Here is a 23,201-nt window from a genome sequence, read left to right as displayed (position 1 = left end):
TTCTCGCTATTTCATTTCGACCGTCTTGACCCAGATGAGCGCGCCTATCTCAACCGGATATGACTCTCCGTCTTTCTCATTCAGGATCCTCGCTTCCGCCTCATTAAGCGCAGCAAACCCCCACCACCCAGCCACGGGCATAACATACGAGAAAACACCGTTGGCATCTGCTTTAACTACCTGAGTAATGAACGGGGCTGCCGGCGCAATGTATTTACCGGCCTCATTATAGTACTCAACCTCGACCTCGGTGAACGATGCGGGTTTTCCGTCCACAAGAACCAGACCCTGAAAAACATTACCCGCATAAAGACCATAAGGTCTGGTAAGGGGTATGATCTCCGTTTTCATGCCAGCTTCGGAATCCCACCCTGATTCCAGACCAAAGCCGTTGACGACAACTTTGGTATAATGGATGATGAATGTCTCTTCTGCAGGCTCCCAATAGGGCTCTGGCACAACGTAGAAAACGTGATCGCCTGGTTGATTCACTTTGTAATTGGTCTGCCAGGCGGATAATCCCTCTTGCTTGTATTCAGAAAGTGTCTTACGAAGGTCCACCTTATCGCCGCCTCTTATTACTACGCCGAATTCCAAGGGATATGCCATGTTTAGTATTTCACCCTCAAACGGGTGACAAAACCTACAATCGATAGTTATCGTGCTTTTGGACTGCTCCTCAATAATATCCTCGCTCGGAATAATCATCTGAAAATGACCCACCACCGGCATGATCGCCAGCAGAACAAAAATGACGACTTTTAAGAAACTTGTTTTCATTTTCCCTCCTTCCAGGAATTGGCAAAGTGTTCAATACGTGCCACTTTTTCATGATTAGTAACACATTGTACGAAGAATAATGGACATGTCAATGGATTTATCTGAGAACATCGATAAAAATATTGGATTACAAAGGTATGGTTTCGAAATAAATTTTTCAGCGATATTAACGAAATTAACGATAGTAACGAACGCAACGGGAATAACGATAATAACGGGACTAACGAAAATAACGGTATCGGAGATAATAACGATCTCAACGTCCGTCTATCAAGAATCCAGCATTACTTATCATTATCTTAACGGAAGTAACAACAATAACGAGACTAACGAGATTAACGGTACTAACGAAAATAACGAGATCGGCGTTTCTGTGGTTACGGTTCCTGCAATTCGAAATCGATCGGCATCGACACCCACACCCTCACCGGCATACCGTTGAATTCGGGAGGGCTGAATCTCGCCTTCCAGCCATTCTTCTTCGCCGCGTTATCCAGTTCCATGAACCCTGTCGATATAAGAACCTTAACATCCAGCACGCTGCCGTCAGTATCGAGCAACAACCCAAGCACAACCGAACCTTGCTGTCGCTTTTGCGCAGCGCTCGACGGATAGACTACGCCCGGGATATCCCTTAAGTAAGGTTCCTTGGATAAGTTGTAATAGGGCACAACCGGTTTGAATATGGTGTCGTATGACTCTCCAACCGTGTCATCTGGAGACACGAACTGCCATTTCCGTTCTTTCAGGAGCACGAGCTGACTGTCCTCAGTCATCGCGATCGGCGCAACCTTCATCTCAGCACTGTCAGGCAATTCGAGGAGCATCCATGTCTTATCATCCCGCAATGTCACAGTTGCGCCATTACCGGTAATTGCTGTCGTTTCCTCGATCGCGCCTAATGAGCCAATCAACAAAAAAACACCCATCATAGTCTTCAAAACTGTCCTCCCTATTCTTCTCTGCTTACTTTGTGGGCTACTCAATCCAAGAATAATGATTATGTATGCGAATGCAAGATTGAGCGTCGCCTTATTCTCCAGACAACTATCACCCCCAGCACACCCAAGACCGCCATGATTGCCGCAAAATATACTCCGGACCATGTCCAACGTGTGTAATGCAGCAATCTCTGCTCCGGCCTAACATCAAAATTAACCCATGGCCCGACCCGTCCCATCACAAAAATCAAGACGCGTATTGCATGCAATGTGATCGCCGCTGCAGCAAGCTTCAATGTAACGCTGGCCTTGGTTTTTTCACCACTGGTCAACCATACGGTTGCACTGACCAGCCAACAAGTGTCGATCAACATCTCCAGAACGAGCAAGACTGATACCCACAAAACAAGCACACCCAGCGATCCATCAGAGACCATCATGATCGTACGAAAGAGCAAGATGCACGCCCCCAGAATCAATAAACAAGCATATAAACGTTGTTTTGACATCTTAAATCCCACATTTTCTCCTAATAAACAGTATCAAAGCAACCTAACTAAGCAGAATACAAAGCACCGTGAAAACTTACTCCAGATAATCCTCCATAATCCTGACCCGCAAATCAGCAAGTGCTTTCTCTGCCTCCGTCGTAATAGCGTTCGTCATGATGCCAAGCGCGAGGTCTTTATCTCTGAAAACCAGCGCAGTGCAATAAAATGTCCCGGCACTACCATTGTGACGGCTCACCTTGTATCCTTCATGTTCTCTCAGGCCCCAACCAACTCCGTACTGTATCATAGAATCAACACAAGGATGGAGAACTTCATACGTTGCCGCCGTGAGAACCCTATCTTTGCCATTCAACCCGATCAGATTTGCCTGTAAAAATTTGCCGTAATCAAGAATCGATAGGCTCACATCTCCGGCGGCAGAGGCAATATCTGGCAACTGATACTCATCGTGCGGGTCATGCGGAAATACCCTCTGGCTGTCTGTCTCGTAATAATGTCCCCATGGCTGATCCGCATCTTCGTACGCAGGCCAGCCAAATCTACCGTCTATCCCAAGCGGACCAAAAAGTTCATCTGTCATCAGTTGTTCCCAGGACTTCCCGCTCACCTTTTCCATCATTGCTGCCACAATACCATAACCGGCGTTGGAGTATACGTAACCACGAACCGTATCGACCTCAACGGGCTCCTGCTGCAAGAGCCAACCAGCGAATGCCCTCCTCCGCTCCGACTTACCGCCTTCAAATTCAGGCAAATTCGCGAATTCAACTCCGCTCGTAAAAGGCATTATTCTTGCGCGGTGCGACAAAAGATCTTTCAGCGTCTTGTCTCTGTATACATCCTTTGATGATTCCGCGAATTCGGGGAATACATCAAGTATCCTGGTATCCCAGCTTATGAGACCTTTTTCAACCAACACTCCGGCTACAAAGCCGGTCATTGCCTTGGTGTTAGAGCCAATGTGAAATCTATCATCGATTTGGACCGAATCCGGCTCACCCAACTTCCTGACCCCGTCAACGGCAATAATCAGTATTGAATCACTGGTTAGAACCACAGCAGCAATACCGGGGATACCATATTCCTCTCGGTACTCTCTCAAATGATGCCGAACCATGTCGACATCGGTTACCATTTTCTTGACTGCCTGACCAAAACCCGATGGCGCAAACATTAATAACGCAAAAACGAACGCTGCCATTTTGCTCATTGTTTCCTCCTTTGCTTTATTACTCAACTTTTCGAGAATACAAAATCACGCTAATGTTGATAGTCTCTATTGATCCAACGTTCGAAATCCGTCAACCAATACGCACGAGTGTCAGAAAAAGCCCGCCTTGCGCAACCCATGGCGCCTGCACTCCGTCGAATGAATACTCATCCACAAACTTCAATCGTAGAGTATCATTCTCAACCTGAAATTCACATATCAATTTGCCACCGATGAAATCAGGGATCCGTGCGACCATTGGATGCACGGTGAGCGCAACTTCATCAATCTCATAAGTACCTGCATTAACAACCATTGAATCAAAACGCCTGATTTTCTCCTCATCAGTAGGTTTCCAGCGCTCAGCGAACGGCTGATCAGCACCCAGAACCCAAACCATGCTGTAGTGATGGGATGTGAAGATAAACAAGCTAGGGACCGGCTTGTCCATGACCGGACTCTCAATATTCTGTCTTCCGATCTCCTTCACCTGCCACACACCAACCACATTCTTTGATCTTGTTGCACTATTATCATCTTTCTTCATATATTACACTATATCACTTCATCACATTACGTCAAGAGGGGGACTGGCTCCGCAAGGTGCCTGTCCCCGTTGAACGTCCGACTCGATCGGGGGATCCAGCCGTAATGCCTCACGCCCTGCCCCGTCATTGCGAGGAGTACCGCTCTCCGATATTCTTTCTAATAGGAGGCGGGGCGACGCGGCAATCTCATCGTTCCATACACTAGAAACGGAGATTGCTTCGTCCTCCTCGACAAGCTCGGAGTCCTCGCAATGACAGGGAATCCGCAAGGTGCCTGTCCCCGGGGTTTCCACTTCTCGACTCACTCTGTTCGCTCGAAGAATAAGGCTAACGAGATCAACGGGATTAACGAGAATAGCGGACCTAACGGAATTAACGGAAGTAACGGGAATAACGAAAATAACGTTCTCGTTCATAAGTTAGTATATCGTAAACAAATACGATAATTTCACCAGGAATATGTTATCCGCATCCTCTTCGATCAGAGATTTTATATCATTGCCCAGATCATATACACCCGGATTATCATAGTTCAAACGTCCGTGCGTCCATACAAGATAGATCAGGGACCCAGGGCGGTACTCCCAACGCAGTACGATGTTTGCCTTGAACGATTTGAAATTGAAATCCGGATCAGCACCCTGGTAATCATAGGGCTCAAAGTTGTACGTTCCGCCTTCAAGCAGTCTTTTGTAGTTCGAATAACTACCCGCCGCTATATATGGCTGAACATACATCTGCAGGGAAAGTTCAGGAGTGAATCCCCAGTCAAGCCGAATCGTCCCCGATGTCACCTTCTTGTCGATGTCCGAAAACACATAACTAGTATTGTAGGTCGACACTGCGGTTGGGTCAGGAATATTCGCCACCCATTGCTGATGTTCAAGCTGATCAAGTATATCAGCACTGAAAGTCAATTTGACAGAAGGCGAAGGCTTATACGAAAACTGCAGACCGTAACTCCTCCCATAGCCTCCATCCTGGATGAAATCATAACCAATGCTTCCACTCAGTCTGAATTTCTTCCTCTCGTCTGTGCCGACCGATAAATACGTTGCTGTATATCCGTGATAGGCAATTGCCGGACCACCTCTTGTCTCGTGCAGATCAAGACCGTCCGGCGTATACTGGACCCATGATTCAGCGCTCCAGTAGTTGGGAAGAGTAGCGTTCGCCATAGCGTAGTATTGCTCGAACAGCTTTCTGCTGTCGAAATCATAATTCCTTGATGTCATCAACCAGATACTGGCGTCCCTATACCAGTTGGTCGGTGCATACCAGTTGTACCCTGCTGCAACATGCATATTGACCACATTGGTGATCCAGGTAAATCCAAGGTCGTTCGTCTCAAACCCTGGAGAGATGATACCCAAGCTTGAATGGAAGCCCAAATTCCCCTTCGTCTTTTTGATTGCAAATCTACCCATATACCCGGACAGGGAAGTGCGGCTCGAATCGAGGGAAACATAATCGAGATCCGGACTCTGATAGTAATGCGCCGGTTCCTGCTGCAAGTCCAGCATTCTCTCTTCGGACCCGTTCACATTAGAGTATTCTGTATGTCCCATGAATGCCCATTCTCTTGCATCATTGAGAAATGACCACCCGTCAAGCCCAACGACAAGCGCGTTTCGGTTGTTTATCCGGCTCAATTCTTCGGTCCTCAGATCTCGCGCAACTCCGGTCGCCATGAAACCCAAACCCTGATCCCCTTTATTGAATTCTTTGTAGCTTCTGATAATACCATAGTATGTACGAGGTTCTATTTCCTCTTCAAAGATCGTGCCCGATGAATCAACTCTCGCATATTCCCGGTCTGTAACAGCACTGATATGCCCCAGTGCCCAATCGCCAACCTGTCCGCTCATTTTAGCAGCACCGATTATGGTGGTCTGCTCAGGCCGGTCGACAAATCCCGTATGCGTAACATATCCCTTTGGCTCTCGGCCGATACGGCGGCTGTAGAAAATCTCAGGTTCCTGCCAGTTACAACCCCATACCCCACCCGCAGGATTATCGCCGAAGATGAAAATATCAGAACCTTCAATAAAGAATGACCTCTTCTCAGCGTAGTAGGTCTCAAAAGCAGATAGATTGATCTCGGCTGGGTCGACTTCGGCCTGGCCAAAATCGGGATTCACTGTTGCATCAAGGGTAAGGTCTCCTGTCAGTCCGTACTTGAGGTCCAGTCCTGCACTGCCGTCGTATCTGTTATCTTCATAGAATGGACTATCCTCTCCCTCAGCCAGATAGCTCGCCTTTCCCATGACGTAAGGCAGGATCTGCAGTCTAACTGGAGGTTCAATCCCTGCTATCCCGGTTAGTAATCCAAACTTCGAAACGAAGCCGGTTTCGGTGTCAGGTACCATAGAAAAATAGTCATCCTCGGCTTTACAAATGATATATCGATCGAAATTAACACCCATTATGTATTCATTCTTCTTAGCAAAGCGAAGTTGGTTGAACGGAATGAACATTTCGGCTGTCCAATGGTCTACGTGCCTCTTTGCAGCCGACTGCCATACACCATCCCAGCTATCGTCCCAGGCAATATCCTGATAGCACTTACCATCGACAATTGAACCATCAGGATTCACTGCAAAACCAAAAGCATTCCGTCCACTCCTGTTGGGATCGATCCAAACCCAGAACCGGTCAGATTGAAGCATCTCATCCCTCCGGCCGAGTCCTCCGGTGCAAAAACTCATATCCGAATAATAACACCGCGCTGCAACAAATATGCCTTCATCATTATACGCAACATAGACACTCGTTTCTTCGGTCGGTGCGGCACCCTCAACGGGTTCTTTCTGCACTAATGCAGAATAACCTTCACCCTGCCAGACTGATTCTCTCAGGTCGCCGTCAATGATTATCTCTTCTTCGGCCCGAACGGCATTGATTGATGGGGCAACTGTCTTCTGTGCTTCTGCAGCAGATATGGAGAATACTGCTGTGACTACTATGAGCAACACATTACTCACTGGTCTCACTAGCTCCTCCTTTCTTTATGACCTGCGCTCATGGATACAGGGTTCCGCAAACGTGCGGTTTCGATATACGTTAAGTTATACGCACCCGAGGTAGAAAAGTTTCACATCAAACTGTTTGGTCTATACATTCCCGATTCAACACTACGGAAGTCGTCCTTGCCAAACCGAGAGTCTTCGATATGATATACTATGATACCAAGACAAAACACGCTAACAATGACCTTCATGGGACTAATCGTCGCATTGATTATCGCAACAACGTGTAAATCCGATGCGCCGACAACAACATCATCAGCGGCCGATAGGATCGAGATTCCGTTTAAGCTGATAAACAATGTAATCATCTTGCCCGTAAGATTGGGCGATTCTCGTGAATTCAAAGTCATACTCGACACCGGCATGCATTTTGAAGGGCTTTTACTGTACAACATAGATCCCGAAGACAGTGTCGCTCTGGAGAAGCCAGTCCAGGTTCTTGTCCCCGGTGCAGGAGGCGACGAACCGTCCACCGCGCTCATGGCCGATTCAATGTCCTTCTTTGTTGGCAGGCTGGAGTGTAAGAACCAAAAGATAATTGTTGTCCAGAATGATCGGATGGAAGGTTTTTCGTCTGAAGGTGTTACCGGATACTCACTCTTTGGCAATTACGCCGTCGAAATAGACTATGACAATATGATCATAGCGCTGTATGAACCACCTCTCAAAGTCGACTCCTCATGGCAAGCCGTTCCCATGACCTTTAAAACCAACAACATTCCATGGATAGAAGGCGCCGTCAATATAGATGGTGCTGAGGAAATACCCGTGTCACTCTATATCGATCTGGCTTCTGGCGGTGCCCTAGAATTACTGGTAAAAGAAGATATGAAGTTCCATCTGCCGGACAATTTGGAGGATGCCTACCTTGGCACTGGATTGAGCGGCGATATTCACGGACAAAGCGGAAGGATCGCATCTCTGAAATTGGGTTTTTTTCACCTGAACGATGTAACGACTTCCTTTGCTCCTGCTGAGATCAGGTCAAAACAAGATAATGCCGACGGTATCCTCGGCAACAATTCGTTGAGACGATTCAACATTATTTTTGACTACAAAGGAAAGGCGCTTTACCTCAAACCCAACTCACACTTCAACGAACCGCTCTGACATGTATTCCGGACGCCGCACAACAAGAAGATAAATTCGGGAAGATAGAAGCCGGCGGCAATAGCGTTACACCCGACGTGAATTATCTACGCTAGCCTTGAGTCCAATAACGCCGGTCTGCCGAGCCTGGAGTATCTCAGGAACAGAACGGCAACAACTATATAAAGAAGGTATGTTATCACGGATGACTCAATGCCGAATGCTCCACCGGTCAAAATTGCAGGGCCCGACAGTTCAGTACGAAATAAGCCCAACGTTGCTTCCTGCCCGCTGATGGTAGTACCGAAAAAGAGCCGCAAACAAAGATTCCAGCCAAAATGAAAACCAATCGGCAACCATAGTGATTTACTTCTGATATACATCGCCGTGAAAAGGACACCGGCGATCAATGCACTTATGATGATCCATACGCTATTTAAAGCGGAAATCCGGGGGAGAAGTCCAATCAGATGTACAAACCCAAAATACAAACCACCGAAAAGCGTCGCAAGAGGCCATCCCATTTTCAATGCCCACTCCCGTATTGCCATTCCTCGAAAAATGAGTTCTTCGGATAGTGCAATTACTATAGTAAAACCTACCGTTCCGATTACGATCGAAAGCAATTCAATGAATCCGAACCTCGCAGGTGTTGCAATTATCGCAGCCATGCCCAGTGAAAAATGAATCAAGAGAATAAACGCCGGCAAGATGAACCCGAGCATAATGCCATAACCGAAAAACCTTCCGCAGAACCGAAAACGCATCCATTCCCAGCTCCGTCTCCATAAATACTTGGTTACAAGAATGACCAATGGAATCCCGAGAACAGCAGCAGCCAGGCCTTTCCATAGCACGCTGCAATGATTACTGAACTCTCCCTCTATTATCGCATCAAAACTGGCGCCGCACATTAAGGACGACAACAGAATACCCACATACTGATGAGCCTGCATCAAAATGTACAGACCAAACGTCCAGAGCAAAACTAAACCTGGGTTCCTGCCTCTGAAGATCGTACCATGCTGCATATTAAACTCCTTTCTACCTTATCTGAGTCATTACACAACAGTCTACAGAATAGTTACATCACCATGCAGCGAAATGACAAGAGCAACGAACTAAACGCGCTTACAGTCCACTAATCAGTTCTCGTACTCCGCGTAACACTGCCGTCGGTGAATATCTCTTCGAGAACAGTAACTCGTCCTTTATCCTTCGCAAATCTGACACGGAAGAAATCGTAATTTTCAATCACAAAGTAATCTTCTCGTACCGGCAGCATTAATCTTTTTGTTCTCTTCTTGTACTGATAATACAACATGCCATCTTCAAAATAGATATCTCTATTCCCATAATTACCGGCATATGATTTTAATACTTCTCCCGGCAACGATACAGGCTCATAGATCGCCAGAACCCCATCCAGCGCCCACTCATATTTATCTTTGGCTTTCTTCTCAACCGCCGTCCCGCCCAATCTGCGGAGTGCGTGAATATGAGCCGCGGCGAGCGCGTCTTCAGACGCGACCTCTATGTCCGGTGCAACTCCACCACCTTCCCAGTCCGTCGCGTATTTCTGGTACACGGTTCGCCATGAAGGAATGTCCAAAATGTATTCAGCGGCAATTACGATTGTGCCGATCGGATTCTCGGCGCCGGCACTCGTTTCACCCACCAGTACTGCCTTACTGTTTATGTATTTGATCTTTGACGCAAATGCCTCGGCCCCCGAAGCCGTACTGCTCGAGATAAGCACGTAGACCGGAATACCGGTAAGCCGCTTGCCAGGTACATAAGAGACGGTCTTTCCAGCATAGTACATACTATCTATAGTATTCTGCTCTACGCTAAAAATAACCTCATCGTGGGATTCGGCGAAGTAACTCAAAAGGAAATTCACCATATAATCCCAGCCACCACCGTTGTGCCGGAGATCAATGATAATCGCGTTGCAGTTGGTGAAAAAATTCATTGCTGCAACAGCAACGTCCCCTGCATAGTAGGGCGCAAAAAATAATCTCAAATCCATGTAACCTATAGCACCATCCAATATCTTCAATTCTCTGAAACCATAATTGTTCCATCTCTCAATATCTGCCCCGTGTGCGGTGAGCGAATCCAACAGAACTTCCTCATCTTCCGCCGCTGTTAACTCGGCCGCAAACTCAGGATTGTATGCAAGATAAAAATGCGTATCGTTACTCAATTGCTCCAGGTCTACTGTTAGATTACTGGCGAACTCGCTTTTGTCGGTATAGTCTCTGTATTTCCCCTGTTTGTAGTATTCCTGCAGCCCAGATACAGTGTGTTCGGCTATTTCCGGGAACGGATATATATTTTCTATTTTCCTACAAAGTTCATCGATTATCGCTTTCTGCTGCAGTTCGGTCAATGTATTGTTCTGCCGGGCAAACACAAAACCAGAGATCAAAAAAACGACCAGAACAATATGTATAAAGTGGATTTTTTTGTATGTTCTCATCATCATAATCCTCCCGAGTATTATGATATGGAAAAAACTCGACCAGTCAACCTTCTGGTACTGCCAATTAGAAGCGGAATGGAAATTGTGATTTGTTTGAGTTCTGTGTTTTGGAATTTGGAGTTTGTCTTAAGTTCGCATCTTCCTAAGTTTTCAACTTCCTGAAGTTAGGCATACCCTCAGGGAGTGAAGCGACCGTATATATGGTTACCGTACCGAAGTATACCCGCCCGGCACACCTTGTTTAGAAAGTACTATCTGCCACAATTGGTTCCTTCTTGCCCGGAATCCGCCGGCCGACGACAGCAGGAAATATTTCCACATCCGGTGAAACCGCTCGTCGTATTTTGATTTTATTTTATCCCAGTTCTTTTCAAAATTACGGTACCATGCCATGAGCGTTCTGTCATAATCGGCACTGAAATTATGCCAGTCTTCCATGACAAACAAGCCTTCAATCGAAGCCGCTATCTGTTTAATCGAAGGAAGCAAACCATTTGGAAAAATATACTTGCTTGTCCAGGGCTCGGGAGTTTTTACTGATATGTTGAATCCGATCGTATGTAATAAGAAGAAACCCCCGTCTTTCAAACATTTGTTAACAAATTCCATGAAAGTCCTGTAGTTCTTGTAGCCGACATGTTCAAACATCCCGACTGAGACGATATGGTCGAATGATTCATTGAGGTCCCTGTAATCCTGCAGTCTTATTTCTACTGGAAGGTCCTCGCATGTATATTTCCCCAGAGCCATCTGCTCTTTAGACACGGTGATACCAACCACTTCTGTACCATATTTCTCGGCTGCATACCCGGCAAAACTCCCCCAGCCGCAGCCAATATCAAGTATCCGCATGCCGGGTTTCAAGCCGATCTTCCGGCAAATCAGGTCGAGCTTGTTTTCCTGGGCTTCGTCGAGCGAACGGGCATTCTTCCAGTAAGCGCAACTGTAGACCATGCGCTTGTCGAGCATATTTTTGAATAGATCATTGCCAAGATCGTAATGCCTCTCGCCGACCTGGAATGCCCGCCGTCCTGATTGGAGGTTAAATACACGCGCCGCAAGTGCCCTCAGCAGCAATCTCCAGTTCCCCTTGATCTTGTCTTCAAGATTCGCACCCAGAACACGGCAGAAAAATTGATCGAGCTCGGCGCAGTCCCACCAAGAATCCATGTAAGACTCGCCAAGACCGAGCGAGCCTTGCCTCAGGACCCTGCGATAGAAATTGTCATTATGAACCTGTATATCCCACGGATTTGTTCCGTTGATCTCTACGCCCGCGAGGGAAAGTAATTCGCCCGCAGTCCTCTTCAATCTATCCATATTATATTCTAGTCAGCAATTGGCTTTACACTCTTCAAAAACCTGATCAAGAGCCACGCGCTGACCAACGCAAGCACCGCCATGACCATAGATATTATGTAGTTTCCTTCAAGGCCTCTTATCTGCATGATGATATTCAACCCACCTATCGTTATGTCCATCAGGATCATGAAAATGAGTATTGATGGCGCCAGCAATAGACCTGATGTCTTCCTCCTCAGCAATAATATACCTACGATTAATATTCCGGGTAGAGTAATAGACAGGTCCAGCGCATGGACAGGATTTGTAAGCAGCCCCATTTCAATTATGTTCTTCGGTATTGTGCCAGCCATTATGCTAGGCACTACTTCCGAAAGCCAAAGCAGGTAGAAAATGCACGAAATAGCGATAAAGTAGTAACCCACTGATTTGACAGACACTGTTTCTCCGAACCAATCTGTAGCAGACCGGCGGAGTTGACTAACGAGATAATACACAAAAGCATAGAACGATAGTCCGAGTATCGAACAATAGACTATGAATAGGTTATTGAAATGAACGGCAAAGCAATATATCACAAAAGAATAGATGAGGTAGAGGACCGCACCGCTCCACATCAACAAGGCTTTTCGACTCCTCTTGCGGATGAATGTCACCGTGATCAATAAAAAAGGAACGACCAGGAACAGATCGAAAATATCCTGACCCAATGCTTGCGCGGTCCAGCTCGGAGTATCAGCAGAATATGTGTTAGGGAACAACAAACCGACACAGCTGACGATCACCAGGAGTATACAAACAAGAAAAGACAATCTGATAATTATCCTGTTTCCTTGTTCGTCCATTCTTCCTCCTATACCGTTATCGTAACGAATTTCATTGGAATTTCAACCCCTCCCACAATTCCAATATAATCTGTTAAACAAACGGCATTTTTATCTGAACAACAAAACCCGCAGATTTCTTGCCAAAATCGGAAGAAAATGATGTGCATCTTCGGGGGAGAACATTCGGAGTTTATCGGACAAGGAATTCGCCGTTTCATCGTCGAGGCTCTCATTCAGTATGCTTTCCGTCTCTTTTTCGGTTACTTCTGCAATCCTGCCGCTTCGTCTCAGCACGCCCCGATTCGCCGGGCAGCATTGCTGACACTTCATACACCCCATCAAAGCGTTATGTGCCTGCGGGTCAATCCACCCGGGAAATTCTCCTTTGATTTCGTTATACAGGGTAAGGCACTTTCCCGCGTCGATGACAAAATCAGCCTTGCTCAGACAACCAGTAGGACACTGACGAATACACGCCTCACACTCTTCGCACATATCCATCATCTTTATTTCGAGCCAATTATCCGACTTGAAACGAAAATCAGTAAAAAAGGCATATAGCGCAGGTAGACTTCCCATTCCTTCGACATAGCAAATATTGTTCCTGCCGTACCTGCCAAGTCCGCTTCTAACCGCCAGAAGCTTCAAATAAACGTGCTTGGCCCTTTCGATGCTGTATCCTGGAGTTTGTATAACATCATTCTGTATCGTGCGGCACAAATCCTCTTCTGTTAATCCGTCATCATAATAATTAGGTGGCAGCATGATTTCGTGTTTTGCGCCTTTAAAATGAAAATTCACCAGCATTGGACTGCCAGGAACAGCCACGATTATTACTGATTGAAAATCGGTAGTGCTTTCAGGGATTTGAAACTTTGCGTGATTCAAATACTTCCTATAGACTGTATTTGTGCTGAGTTTGCCATCCCTATCCAATTTATCGATGTCAGCCAGCAACGCGTCAAAATACCTGATAGAAATAGTACTGTATGCATATTGGAAGCTTGGAGAAACATTCATTGCGCACTCATCCGATGACTTATCCGGCACTGTGACCCCCTATTATTCAATAGAATCTGAACTACGTTCCTAATGGTGTTTCCCGATCTCATTGATCTTGCATACCCCAATGACTTGTCTCAACTCCTTTGCGTTAATATCCTCTTTCTTCATATTATATTACAATATACCGCTTAATCACAGGAGGTCAAGAACCCTCAACGCAATACGCTAAACACTTTTCGCCGGACGCATGACGCGACACGCATAACGAGAAGATAGGAAGCCCCGATGAGATAGAACTTAAGAGGATAAGAAATTGAGAAACCGAAAGGCAGTAGCGATAGTAACGGGACTAACAATCGTTCACATCCTGTGAAGCATTGCCAGAAAGGCAGGGCAGAGCATCAGTTCTGCGATTAAACGTCGCAAACCCAAAGGGTTACCCCCGATCCTGTGATGCAAGTCATTGCCAGCTATAACCATGGGCAGAAAAATCCACCGCTTGACAAAAGTGTTGAGATGCTTGCATCACGTCATTACTGACAAAGTCTCCTGTGGCGACGTCCGAATGCTGCAATTTCCGAACCAGTTACGACAAAGCGTATTCAAGGTATAAACTACAAGATCCGATTTCCTTAAGAAAAGTCACCATATCATTTGTCAAAGGAATAACTACTGGAACGTTGTTATTAGAAATGATCCACAAATCACTGCATGTTTTCATAACCTTTGAAGATTCAGGAATTGCTAGTATCAGAAAGTTGTAATTACGGTCTGCATATTTATTGCAGACAAAACGTAAGATTTCACAAAACGAATTTTCAAAGCCTTCTTCAAACGCGGCGAAGACTGAGTAGAAATATTCGAAGTGACTACCTGGATCGGGCACACGAGCGATACGAGTAAAATATCTGCTGCCATTTATTAATCTTTTTATCCATAACATGGGTGGCGCGTAATCCAATACAATAATTCTCCTCATATGGCTCTGGTCCCAAAGACCCATGGTCGCCACTATTTTCTTCTTGTCATCGCGTACTACGAGAAGATCAAGCAACTGCGAGTTAAACAAATCTGTAAAGTGCTTTCTATCCAATATAGGTGCGAGCTGATACCGGCAATAATATCGCATCATAAGATCCATGATCATTTGCATATCCTCTTGTGTCGCTCTCTCGACACGAACATTCTTGTTACGCCTGTAACGAGGTCCAAGCAAAACGCATGACACTCGTAGGTTCTCACAGCATATCGAATCTTTATATATGAACCTCAATAACTTGTTAAACCTCATGTTGTTGACATTGACGAGCGCAATGGCGCATTCTGAGCCGCGCTTCCGGGCTAATCTCTCGCTTGCCCTTAGCAACCTGGGGAATACCTCTGATCCACGCCATCCGGTATGAACCCCAGTAAGACCGACATAGGTAACCTGCTTAACGACTTTGCTTAGACGGAACTTCCTGTGACTCAAATCTATGAACCCAACTATCTCATTGCCATCCTCGGCAACCAATATATCCCATGTTTTACTCTGCATTTCGCTGAAGGCCCAAAAAATCGGCGCCCTGTCCACCCCAAGTTTAACTCTTGCTGGAACCCCGATTGATCGCGCAAGCGAGATCAACTGACGATTGTCAGTTTCTTTTATTGGACGGATCTTCAGATTCGACGCCGCTTTTCTATTGCGCATGCTAGCCGTCCCATTTGATCTCTAAATAGTCGAGCGAAAACGGATAAACTAGAACGCAAGCTGACATGACCGACCTGCAGTATTTCGTCACCTCGTTCATAATCAAGTGTGAGCTCACAGAATTTGTTGCATTTGAGGGTGATATATTTTGCGGAATTATCGTACTTAACGCGCAACGCATCGCTGGGACCTCGACAACTGCCCCTAACTACAAAATTCTGCAGATCAAGATGCGCGTGCTGACCCATTCCAAATTCGTCACCATGCTCACAGAAAAGTCTTTGTGCTATCTCGCATTGCGCCGCTGTTGCTGTGGTGTTTTGAAGATAATGTGGAAAAACGCTCCCGAAATTATCGGAAACCGAACCTATTATGCTCGGCTCCATAGATACTGAAGTGATCCAGAACGGTTTGAATTTTCTTATGGTAAGAAAATATAACAGTGGCCAGAAATAAATAAAGAATAACAATGCTCTTCCCAAACGGTTCGTCGTCGTTATCACTAGACCCAGATGTATCACAGGTTCCCGGGTTGTATTGGTCGGCAATTGGATATGCACCATAGCAGTGAAGCCTATTGGTGTTCGCGTAATTTTGTCGTATGCAATTGATATAATGCGATTTTTGTACGGCTCACGCGACTTCGAATATACGCCGTATTTTGGCAATACCCCTAATTTCGTCATTGTGATTGAATAGATCGTCTGCCGAAGGATATCCAACTCAGCGTCTGAAAGCCAGCGTCCCGGGAAGAACCATGATTTCAGGACATATCTCTTCGGCAGTTTGAATGATGTTAGCCTTGCGGGAATAAATAGCATGAATCTACATCACTTTCTTTCTGGATACCATTTGCCTTTCCAATTCACCTGATCATCCTCTAATCCGAGCATTCCGAGAAAATCCGCGAATTCAACTGGTCTGTCATTCGACTCTCTATCCAATTCTTTCAACGCATCTTCACGGGTCATTTGACCGTGTCTAACTAACGCACTATACGTAATTGTAGACTGGCTGAACCCATATTTCTTCTTCTCCAGGTATTTCGCTACAGGATACATTGTGCAGTCAAAATGTGTTTCCCCGGTGGTGGAAGACGGGGCATTCCATCCAAACGCTTTAAGCGTTTCGGAAATTGCATTAACTTCCCAGTAAATATACTCAGGTAGTGCAATGAAATTGAGAGGTATTTTGGTGTCATTACTAAGTTTCCTTGGATCAGACACGTTCGCCAAAACATCGAGACATCTCTGATCTACGAACCCCGACTCGATCAAAGGACCAAGTAACCCAGCGCGGGAAATGATGTCGCTAAAATACTTTATATCAAAAGCATAGACGTTTGGCATCTCCTCTAGATATCGCACCCATCCGCTGACCACAAGCGGATTGGCACCAAGGACGTCGGCATGGTTTACTATGTATGACATGATAGTCAGATAACCGACGGAATTGCATACCGTACAAAACTCACCTGCATCCTTAATGAACGCGGCGTAAAGCCCCTTCATCAAGGGCCACGGTAGATGTATCGAAGTATAATCTACCTCAAGCGTCTTTGGCAGTGTTTCAAGATTCACCCCAGCAGCTTCACTACGGAATGCATTGTCGAAATTCAGCGCCAGGACCCTCAAGTTACAAATCTTACGCATGTAATACAAAACATATGAGCTGTCTTTACCCCCGCTGAACGGAACGACAGCCTGATATTTTGAACCGCTCGATCGGGCTTGTTGAACAATGTCATCCAGTATAGACCTCTGGACCTTCCAATCAGTCTGTCTGAAGTCAGCACAGAATGAACAAACACCATCTTCACGAAAGTTGATTCCCGGGTACTCTATGGGCAAAATGCACTTGGTACAGCGTTTAACTCTCATTCACATGCCTTGTATTTACTACATCAATTCGAGAATATGAATATATTTCTGAACCCGGGGTACCCGATCGAAATGAATAAAGAATAATATGAATACTACATATACATTTCATAGGCTTTTCTCCACAAGCTATATTCAGCAGTATTCTAGACCAAACAACTTAACTGTCAAGACGTTTGACGCATCACCTGTTACGTAACATGTTTAGTGGAAGCAGAGAAATTGACGGAAATAACGAGATTAACGGACGTAACGATAATAGCGAACTAAACGTATCTGGAATTTTGTTTCAACTTCTTACATCCCAGTTCTTAACTCCCCGGTTAAAATGGTTCTACTTCGTCGCTTCTGCCCGTTCCTCCTGTGACATCTTCGCCAGGTTCTCGACATCTTTCAGACTAAGTTTCAAACCCTGCGCAACCCTGGTCCCGTACTCGATATCAGCTTTGTAGAAAAGCGCCGTTTGGCGAAGTTGGATACGTTTCTGCGCATTCCCTAAATGATCAATGATATTCCCGACCAGGTGTTCCCGGTCCACATCAGTCATAACCTTTCGGTAGAGGTTACCGGCCTGAACGAAGTCGTCGTTGGGATGAACATAAGGTTGTCGAGCTCCCTTACCCGAAAATTCCAGCGACGGCTCTGAGAATTCCGGCTGCGGTTCAGGACCCTCAAAGCTGTTTGGATAGTAATTTGGACCACCACCACCGTTATCATCTACGCGCATGGCACCGTCACGCTGATAGTTGTCGGCCTTCACACCTTTTGGCGAGTTGACCGGGATCAAATGATAGTTAGGACCAAGACGGTATCGATGGGCGTCATGATAGAATATTATCCGCCCCTGCAGCATCTTATCCGGAGAAGGACCCATACCCGGAACAAAGTTGCCTGGACAAAAGGCTGATTGCTCTACCTCGGCAAAGTAATTTTGTGGGTTCCGGTTCAGAACCATACGACCGACCGGGATCACCGGAAAATCACCATGCGGTAAAACCTTCGTCACATCAAAAGGATTGAATTTGTAGGTGTCTGCCAGCTCGGGCTTCATGACCTGGATCTGCACATCCCAAGCCGGATATTTACCGCTCTTGATCGCTTGATATAGATCATCTGTCGCGATATCGGGATTCTCGCCAGCAAGCCGCGTTGCTTCCTGCCGTCCATAGTTTTTGACACCTTGCACTGTCTTAAAATGTATTTTCACCCAGAAATATTCACCATTCGAATTCCACCATTTGAAGGTATGACCTCCATAGCCATTCATATTGCGGTAGCTCATCGGAGTACCGCGGTCCGAAAAGAGAATCGTGACCTGATGGATCGATTCTGGAGTCAGAGATAGAAAATCCCAGAACATGTCCGGATCCTTGGCGTTGGTGGCTGGATTGCGTTTTTGTGTATGAATAAAATCGGGGAATTTGATGACATCGCGGATAAAGAATACCGGCGTGTTATTGCCCACCATGTCGAAATTACCTTCTTCCGTGTAGAATTTCACGGCAAACCCACGGGGATCACGAGCCGTATCTGCCGAACCCTTTTCCCCACCGACCGTGGAAAATCTCGCAAAGACCTCGGTACGCTTGCCGATCTCGGAGAGGAATTTGGCCCTGGTGTATTTCGTAACATCGTGCGTAACCTCGAAATATCCACCGGCCCCGGCGCCCTTAGCGTGCACTACCCGCTCGGGGATACGTTCACGATTGAAGTGCGCCAGTTTTTCAGCAAGGTGGATATCTTCGAAAATCGTGGGTCCTGGAATGCCCACAGTTATGCTATTCTGATCGTCATCGACCGGTTTACCAAAATTGTTGGTCAGTTTTTTTTGTTCTTTTGCCATTGCATACCTCCTTCTATATACCGGGCAAACAAACATATATGAAAATAATCAATGTCATGCATCTATTATTCTTGAGATCACCTAGCAGCAAAAGGATGACCGTGATCGATGATTACGTAGCGGAGTTCTTACCATTAATTTCAAGCAGCCGCCTATCTCTACGATCCCAGTCGCTTCACCAAAGAGCAAACATGCCCCTGCGACTTGATCACCCCCTGCAATAACTACACCTAATATACAATAGCAAACAGGCCGATTCTGTCAACTATCTACTCACTACCCGCGTCTGTTAGCAACTCAGAGGGCGTTGATGTGTCTTCAGTGAGTGATGGCGAACGTGACTTCAGCGAAGCGTGTCTGCAGTCTGCCATCGGCAGACGTATCTTCAGCTTGCAGCATGCAAGCGTGTATTCAGCCAACTCCGTTGGCATGTTATCGTGTGCTTTGTATGAACGGCTTGCGTTTCGCCTGCTCAATCTCCCATTTCTTCCGCTCTGAACGGAGTTTGAAGAGATCAACTTCCTTCCAGATCAAACCTTCTTCCCGCGCCGGGATGTTTTTTTCGACGCGTTCCTTTTCGGGAGAATAGATAAAAGAATCACCGAACTCAGCGACGTTGGCGAAGAAGCAGTAGGCATAGATAGACCTGCGTGCATCAAAATGAGCAGCCTTGAAATCGGCTGTGACGGGAGTAAAGGCGGGGTTAATAATGATATCTACCGGCGGATCAGAATTCTTCAGCTCCACCCTCAAGTCCATATCAAGAAAATCTCTACATATGATGATCGCCACCCTGCCAAATTCAGTGCTACAGATAATGGTCTTTTGTGGGGAAGAAGGTCCAATGATCCCTTCTGTTAATCGGGTTCCTGCGAAGTGAATATTGGCCGGAATGTGCTTTGCCTGTTCACAGAGGATGCCGTTTGGTGACATAACGATACTGAGATTCCTTTTTGTATTGTGGTCATGGTAGGACCCAGGCACCAACACCATATTGTAGGTCTTTGCAAGAGAAACTACGTCCTCACGGAGCTGGAGGTAATTGAGATCGATGCTCAATTCCGGGAAAATCAGGAGATCGATGTCCTCATTTGAAGCAGCTTCAACCATATTCTTGATCTTGTTTCTAATAGTATCTACTGCCTCCTCTCTAAAACCAAAAAGACCAGGGGCCAGCTCAGTGTATATTTCGTGAACTATGTCACCTGCCTTCGACAATCCGATCTGAGCAATGCCAATCCGGAATCTGCTTTTTTCAATTTTCTGAAACTCCGTAAGACGGTCAAGATGAACGAGCTTGTACTTCTTCGTTTGTATCTCATCATCCGACGTCCGTCTTTCTTCAATAACACTGGTTATTGTTTTTTGAATCATTTGCTCGAGGAGTGCATCGATATTCGTCATATCGATCATTCTTTGGTAAGATGGCTCTTGATGCACGAGCGATTCCCACTTTTTCACCTGAGATTGCAGTGAATCACTCTCCCGCGTTACCAATCGCGCCAGAGACGTCAATCCCTTCTCTTCGGCAATTGTACCGGCCTGTGCGAGCAATTTCTTTGCCTGCCCCATATCGAGTTCAATAAGCGCCAGTTTTGATTGCATCAAATATACCTCGGCTAGAAGAGCATGTGAAGCCTGCTTCTTGGAAATGTCAAGAAGCCTGCCCGTCAATTCTTTGATCTCATCAAATAATTCTTCCTCCCCGGTGACTTTCAACTCGGCTAGCAATAAGTCGCACAAATGAACCATGGCAGTGACGGCCAGCGTATGGTCTCCAACCTTCTCCTCTATCACCTCTTCGAGGATCTTCACAGCCTCCAATCTATGCCGAGATCGCTTGCTCGACTTCAGCCAAAGGGCTTTGGCAATACGAAAGCGCTGATCGAGCACCTTGTTTTGATAGTTTTTATTGATCTGCTCCAGATTAAGGAGATACTCCTGTGCCAGGGATGGGTCTTCTCGTTCAAGGGCTATCCAGATCAGGTTAAACAGCACCAAAGCAGTATACGGGGCGTTCTCCATCTTTTGATAAATTGCCAGACTCTGCTCGTAGCATTGCAATGATTGTTCGATGTTCTCCTTTTTCCAGTAGAGCTCACCCAGATTGCTCAGTGACAGGGCGATTTCTTGTTTGAATCCCAGTTCCTGATAGAGTTCGATAGCCTTCTGAAAGTACTCCAGCGCCTGGCCGAGTTCCCCTCTCAGCATATGAATATCACCAAGATTGTTGGTCGCCAGTGCGATGTTCGGTTTATTCCCCAATTCCTCACTCAGGACGAGAGTCTTTTGGTAATAGTCCATTGCAAGGTCCAATTCACCTTTAAGGTGGTAGACCGTTCCAATGTTAATGAGGGTAGTTCCGATCTCCTGAGTGAGATTAAATTCCTTTTTGATTGCCAGACTTCGCTGATAAGCCTCCAGTGCACTGTCAAGTTCCCCCTTCATAATGTAAACATTGCCCAGGTTGTTGAGCGATGCACCAATTTTCCGTTTGTCACCAATAACCTCATTCATCGTGCGACTCCGCTGGTGGTATTCTATTGATCGCTCAAGATCGCCTTTAGACCAGTAAACAAGACCCAGGTTATTGAACACGTTGGCCATACCTGGCAGATCTTCCAACTCCTCCATGATCTCGAGACTCGATTTGTGATACTCAACCGCCTTGTCGAGATTACCTTTATACCAGTGAATGACCCCGCCGTTGCACAACAATTCAGCCTTTCTTCTGCTCAATGCTCGTGCTTTTTTATCTGCATGAGTAAACTGCATCCCCCTGATCAGTCTCTCACCTTCATCTAAAGCTCTGAGGCCTATGTCAAATTCCCCTGATCGCCAGGCGATTTCGACCTGCAACGCATACAATTCTAAGGCACTCATAACATCATTTTGCCTGAGTGCCGTTTGCAGAGCCTTGTCTGACAATTTTAGAGCATCTTTAGATTCGCCAAGCTTTAGCTTGATCCTAATCTCTAGCAACGCGCAAGCGAGCCGGTTCTCCTCGGATAACCCTTTCAGCGCAGTGATCTTCTTCAGCAATGCGAGTGCTTTCTCGTTTTTCCCCTCGTTCAGCAATGCTTCTGCACGGGATATCTTGGCGTCGATAGAAGGTGTCATTTAGTCCTTCCAGGCATCATATAAAGGGAAGAAGACAGCCCCCCTGTGACCACTTGTATTTGTCCTTTGGAAGAAAAATCTTTCATGCTGTTCTTGGTGCTTGCATTTATGCTATACCCCACAATGACTCCCCTACTATTATTACAAAAATATGGGTAAAGTCAACAGGCGACGCTGTACACCTCAGTACTCTATGGTCTCTATTATTATTCGAGTAAGCCGCGAGTTTGTTGAGCGGCGCATCGAGAACATACCAAATGCATCGCTAAGAGTGAAAGTAAACAGAATATAGCAGCTTGCTGATGTTAACTTTTGACTCGCCCGCAAGAAACGTCATTGCGAGCCCCGGTTTTCACCTTGTTTCATGAATTCAATGAACCAGGGCGAAGTCCCGCCTTGCGGGATGTTCGATTTTCATTGTATCAGAAACTTCCAAGGACGAAAATCGGCACAATCTCAGCAGGTGAGCGATACCAACGAAAGTAACGGTAATAACGCAATTAGCGAGAATAACGTTCCAAACGTATTTGTTTAAATCCGCATTTCGCAATACGAATTAGGATATTATGGTGCCTGGCTCCGCAAGGCTGTCCCCACGCACAACAAACCTCAGAAAGACATTTTTCAGATAATATAACACTGGTATTCAAATACAAATCAGACTATAATAATATGGAGAGGAGGTGATTGAATAACTAGAGTGGGTTGTATAAATATAGGATCCCGCGAGCCGGAAAAACAGCGGATTGCGGAGTAAAAGGCCAAGAATTATTGGTCGCTAAGACAACGTGGAGGTTATCATGTATAACAAAAAACCTTTTGAAGTAAATAAAATATTGACCGTGTTAACCTGTCTATTCTGTATCACCACTTTGTTTGCCCAGGTCGACACTGCGTGGGTCAGACGGTACAATGGAACTGCAAATGCAAGCGATTA

At 46.0% G+C, this 23,201-nt stretch carries 17 protein-coding genes; 1 reads left to right on the top strand and 16 read right to left on the bottom strand.

Annotated features, from left to right (window positions below):
- Positions 1–6: 6 nt before the first annotated feature.
- The 6 genes from OEV79_08595 to OEV79_08570 all read right to left on the bottom strand — a co-directional run bounded on the left by OEV79_08595 (position 7) and on the right by OEV79_08570 (position 6,984).
- Complete coding sequence (locus OEV79_08595) at positions 7–780, bottom strand: DUF4198 domain-containing protein (protein ID MDH4211493.1); 774 nt, start codon at positions 778–780, stop codon at positions 7–9.
- Positions 781–1,157: 377 nt separating this feature from the next.
- Positions 1,158–1,712 carry an energy transducer TonB gene (locus OEV79_08590; protein MDH4211492.1) on the bottom strand — a complete coding sequence of 185 codons (555 nt, stop codon included), beginning with the start codon at positions 1,710–1,712 and terminating at the stop codon, positions 1,158–1,160.
- Between the two features lie 68 nt (positions 1,713–1,780).
- Positions 1,781–2,242, bottom strand: a complete 462-nt coding sequence (locus tag OEV79_08585; GenBank protein ID MDH4211491.1) for a hypothetical protein — start codon at positions 2,240–2,242, stop codon at positions 1,781–1,783.
- 64 nt (positions 2,243–2,306) lie between these two features.
- Complete coding sequence (locus tag OEV79_08580) at positions 2,307–3,443, bottom strand: beta-lactamase family protein (protein MDH4211490.1); 1,137 nt, start codon at positions 3,441–3,443, stop codon at positions 2,307–2,309.
- A 91-nt stretch (positions 3,444–3,534) separates the two neighbouring features.
- A complete protein-coding gene (locus OEV79_08575; GenBank protein ID MDH4211489.1) occupies positions 3,535–3,990 on the bottom strand; it encodes a lipocalin-like domain-containing protein in 456 nt (151 codons plus the stop codon).
- A gap of 420 nt (positions 3,991–4,410) precedes the next feature.
- Positions 4,411–6,984, bottom strand: a complete 2,574-nt coding sequence (locus OEV79_08570; protein MDH4211488.1) for a carbohydrate binding family 9 domain-containing protein — start codon at positions 6,982–6,984, stop codon at positions 4,411–4,413.
- Between the two features lie 189 nt (positions 6,985–7,173).
- On the opposite strand from OEV79_08570, the gene OEV79_08565 reads away from it, so the two are divergent.
- Positions 7,174–8,130 carry a hypothetical protein gene (locus OEV79_08565; protein ID MDH4211487.1) on the top strand — a complete coding sequence of 319 codons (957 nt, stop codon included), beginning with the start codon at positions 7,174–7,176 and terminating at the stop codon, positions 8,128–8,130.
- Positions 8,131–8,216: 86 nt separating this feature from the next.
- On the opposite strand, the gene OEV79_08560 is transcribed toward OEV79_08565, so the two are convergent.
- From OEV79_08560 to OEV79_08515, 10 genes are all read right to left on the bottom strand, one after another.
- Positions 8,217–9,140 carry a CPBP family intramembrane metalloprotease gene (locus OEV79_08560; protein MDH4211486.1) on the bottom strand — a complete coding sequence of 308 codons (924 nt, stop codon included), beginning with the start codon at positions 9,138–9,140 and terminating at the stop codon, positions 8,217–8,219.
- Between the two features lie 110 nt (positions 9,141–9,250).
- Positions 9,251–10,594 (bottom strand): S41 family peptidase, encoded by a 1,344-nt coding sequence (locus tag OEV79_08555; protein MDH4211485.1) that lies wholly within the window; start codon positions 10,592–10,594, stop codon positions 9,251–9,253.
- Positions 10,595–10,801: 207 nt separating this feature from the next.
- On the bottom strand, positions 10,802–11,917 hold the full coding sequence (gene cfa, locus OEV79_08550) for a cyclopropane fatty acyl phospholipid synthase (protein ID MDH4211484.1): 1,116 nt from the start codon (positions 11,915–11,917) through the stop codon (positions 10,802–10,804).
- Between the two features lie 8 nt (positions 11,918–11,925).
- Positions 11,926–12,744: a hypothetical protein gene (locus tag OEV79_08545; protein MDH4211483.1), complete on the bottom strand. Its 819-nt coding sequence runs from the start codon at positions 12,742–12,744 to the stop codon at positions 11,926–11,928.
- Between the two features lie 90 nt (positions 12,745–12,834).
- Positions 12,835–13,776, bottom strand: coding sequence for a hypothetical protein (locus tag OEV79_08540; protein MDH4211482.1), 942 nt, complete (start codon positions 13,774–13,776; stop codon positions 12,835–12,837).
- A 541-nt stretch (positions 13,777–14,317) separates the two neighbouring features.
- Positions 14,318–15,421: a GNAT family N-acetyltransferase gene (locus OEV79_08535; GenBank protein ID MDH4211481.1), complete on the bottom strand. Its 1,104-nt coding sequence runs from the start codon at positions 15,419–15,421 to the stop codon at positions 14,318–14,320.
- The gene (locus OEV79_08530; GenBank protein MDH4211480.1) at positions 15,391–16,242 is read right to left on the bottom strand and encodes a hypothetical protein; all 852 of its coding nucleotides are present in this window, start codon (positions 16,240–16,242) and stop codon (positions 15,391–15,393) included. The genes OEV79_08535 and OEV79_08530 overlap by 31 nt, the downstream gene beginning before the upstream one ends.
- 9 nt (positions 16,243–16,251) lie before the next feature.
- Entirely contained in the window at positions 16,252–17,301 is a 1,050-nt protein-coding gene (locus tag OEV79_08525) for a hypothetical protein (GenBank protein MDH4211479.1), read from the bottom strand.
- Between the two features lie 334 nt (positions 17,302–17,635).
- Positions 17,636–19,144, bottom strand: coding sequence for a catalase (locus OEV79_08520; GenBank protein MDH4211478.1), 1,509 nt, complete (start codon positions 19,142–19,144; stop codon positions 17,636–17,638).
- Between the two features lie 432 nt (positions 19,145–19,576).
- Positions 19,577–22,264 carry a tetratricopeptide repeat protein gene (locus tag OEV79_08515; GenBank protein ID MDH4211477.1) on the bottom strand — a complete coding sequence of 896 codons (2,688 nt, stop codon included), beginning with the start codon at positions 22,262–22,264 and terminating at the stop codon, positions 19,577–19,579.
- Positions 22,265–23,201 lie beyond the last annotated feature (937 nt).

The sequence above is a fragment of the candidate division WOR-3 bacterium genome, assembly GCA_029858255.1.
Classification (GTDB): Bacteria; Hydrothermota; Tepidihabitantia; order SM23-42; family SM23-42; genus SM23-42.
This window is presented reverse-complemented; position numbering and strand designations above follow the sequence as displayed.

Excerpts from the sequence above, each read along its gene's own strand:
- OEV79_08595 (MDH4211493.1), bottom strand. The coding sequence starts at position 780 with ATGAAAACAAGTTTCTTAAAAGTCGTCATTTTTGTTCTGCTGGCGATC.
- OEV79_08590 (MDH4211492.1), bottom strand. The coding sequence starts at position 1,712 with ATGATGGGTGTTTTTTTGTTGATTGGCTCATTAGGCGCGATCGAGGAA.
- OEV79_08580 (MDH4211490.1), bottom strand. The coding sequence starts at position 3,443 with ATGAGCAAAATGGCAGCGTTCGTTTTTGCGTTATTAATGTTTGCGCCA.
- OEV79_08575 (MDH4211489.1), bottom strand. The coding sequence starts at position 3,990 with ATGAAGAAAGATGATAATAGTGCAACAAGATCAAAGAATGTGGTTGGT.
- OEV79_08565 (MDH4211487.1), top strand. The coding sequence starts at position 7,174 with ATGATACCAAGACAAAACACGCTAACAATGACCTTCATGGGACTAATC.
- OEV79_08560 (MDH4211486.1), bottom strand. The coding sequence starts at position 9,140 with ATGCAGCATGGTACGATCTTCAGAGGCAGGAACCCAGGTTTAGTTTTG.
- OEV79_08555 (MDH4211485.1), bottom strand. The coding sequence starts at position 10,594 with ATGAGAACATACAAAAAAATCCACTTTATACATATTGTTCTGGTCGTT.
- cfa (MDH4211484.1), bottom strand. The coding sequence starts at position 11,917 with ATGGATAGATTGAAGAGGACTGCGGGCGAATTACTTTCCCTCGCGGGC.
- OEV79_08545 (MDH4211483.1), bottom strand. The coding sequence starts at position 12,744 with ATGGACGAACAAGGAAACAGGATAATTATCAGATTGTCTTTTCTTGTT.
- OEV79_08535 (MDH4211481.1), bottom strand. The coding sequence starts at position 15,421 with ATGCGCAATAGAAAAGCGGCGTCGAATCTGAAGATCCGTCCAATAAAA.
- OEV79_08530 (MDH4211480.1), bottom strand. The coding sequence starts at position 16,242 with ATGCTATTTATTCCCGCAAGGCTAACATCATTCAAACTGCCGAAGAGA.
- OEV79_08525 (MDH4211479.1), bottom strand. The coding sequence starts at position 17,301 with ATGAGAGTTAAACGCTGTACCAAGTGCATTTTGCCCATAGAGTACCCG.
- OEV79_08520 (MDH4211478.1), bottom strand. The coding sequence starts at position 19,144 with ATGGCAAAAGAACAAAAAAAACTGACCAACAATTTTGGTAAACCGGTC.
- OEV79_08515 (MDH4211477.1), bottom strand. The coding sequence starts at position 22,264 with ATGACACCTTCTATCGACGCCAAGATATCCCGTGCAGAAGCATTGCTG.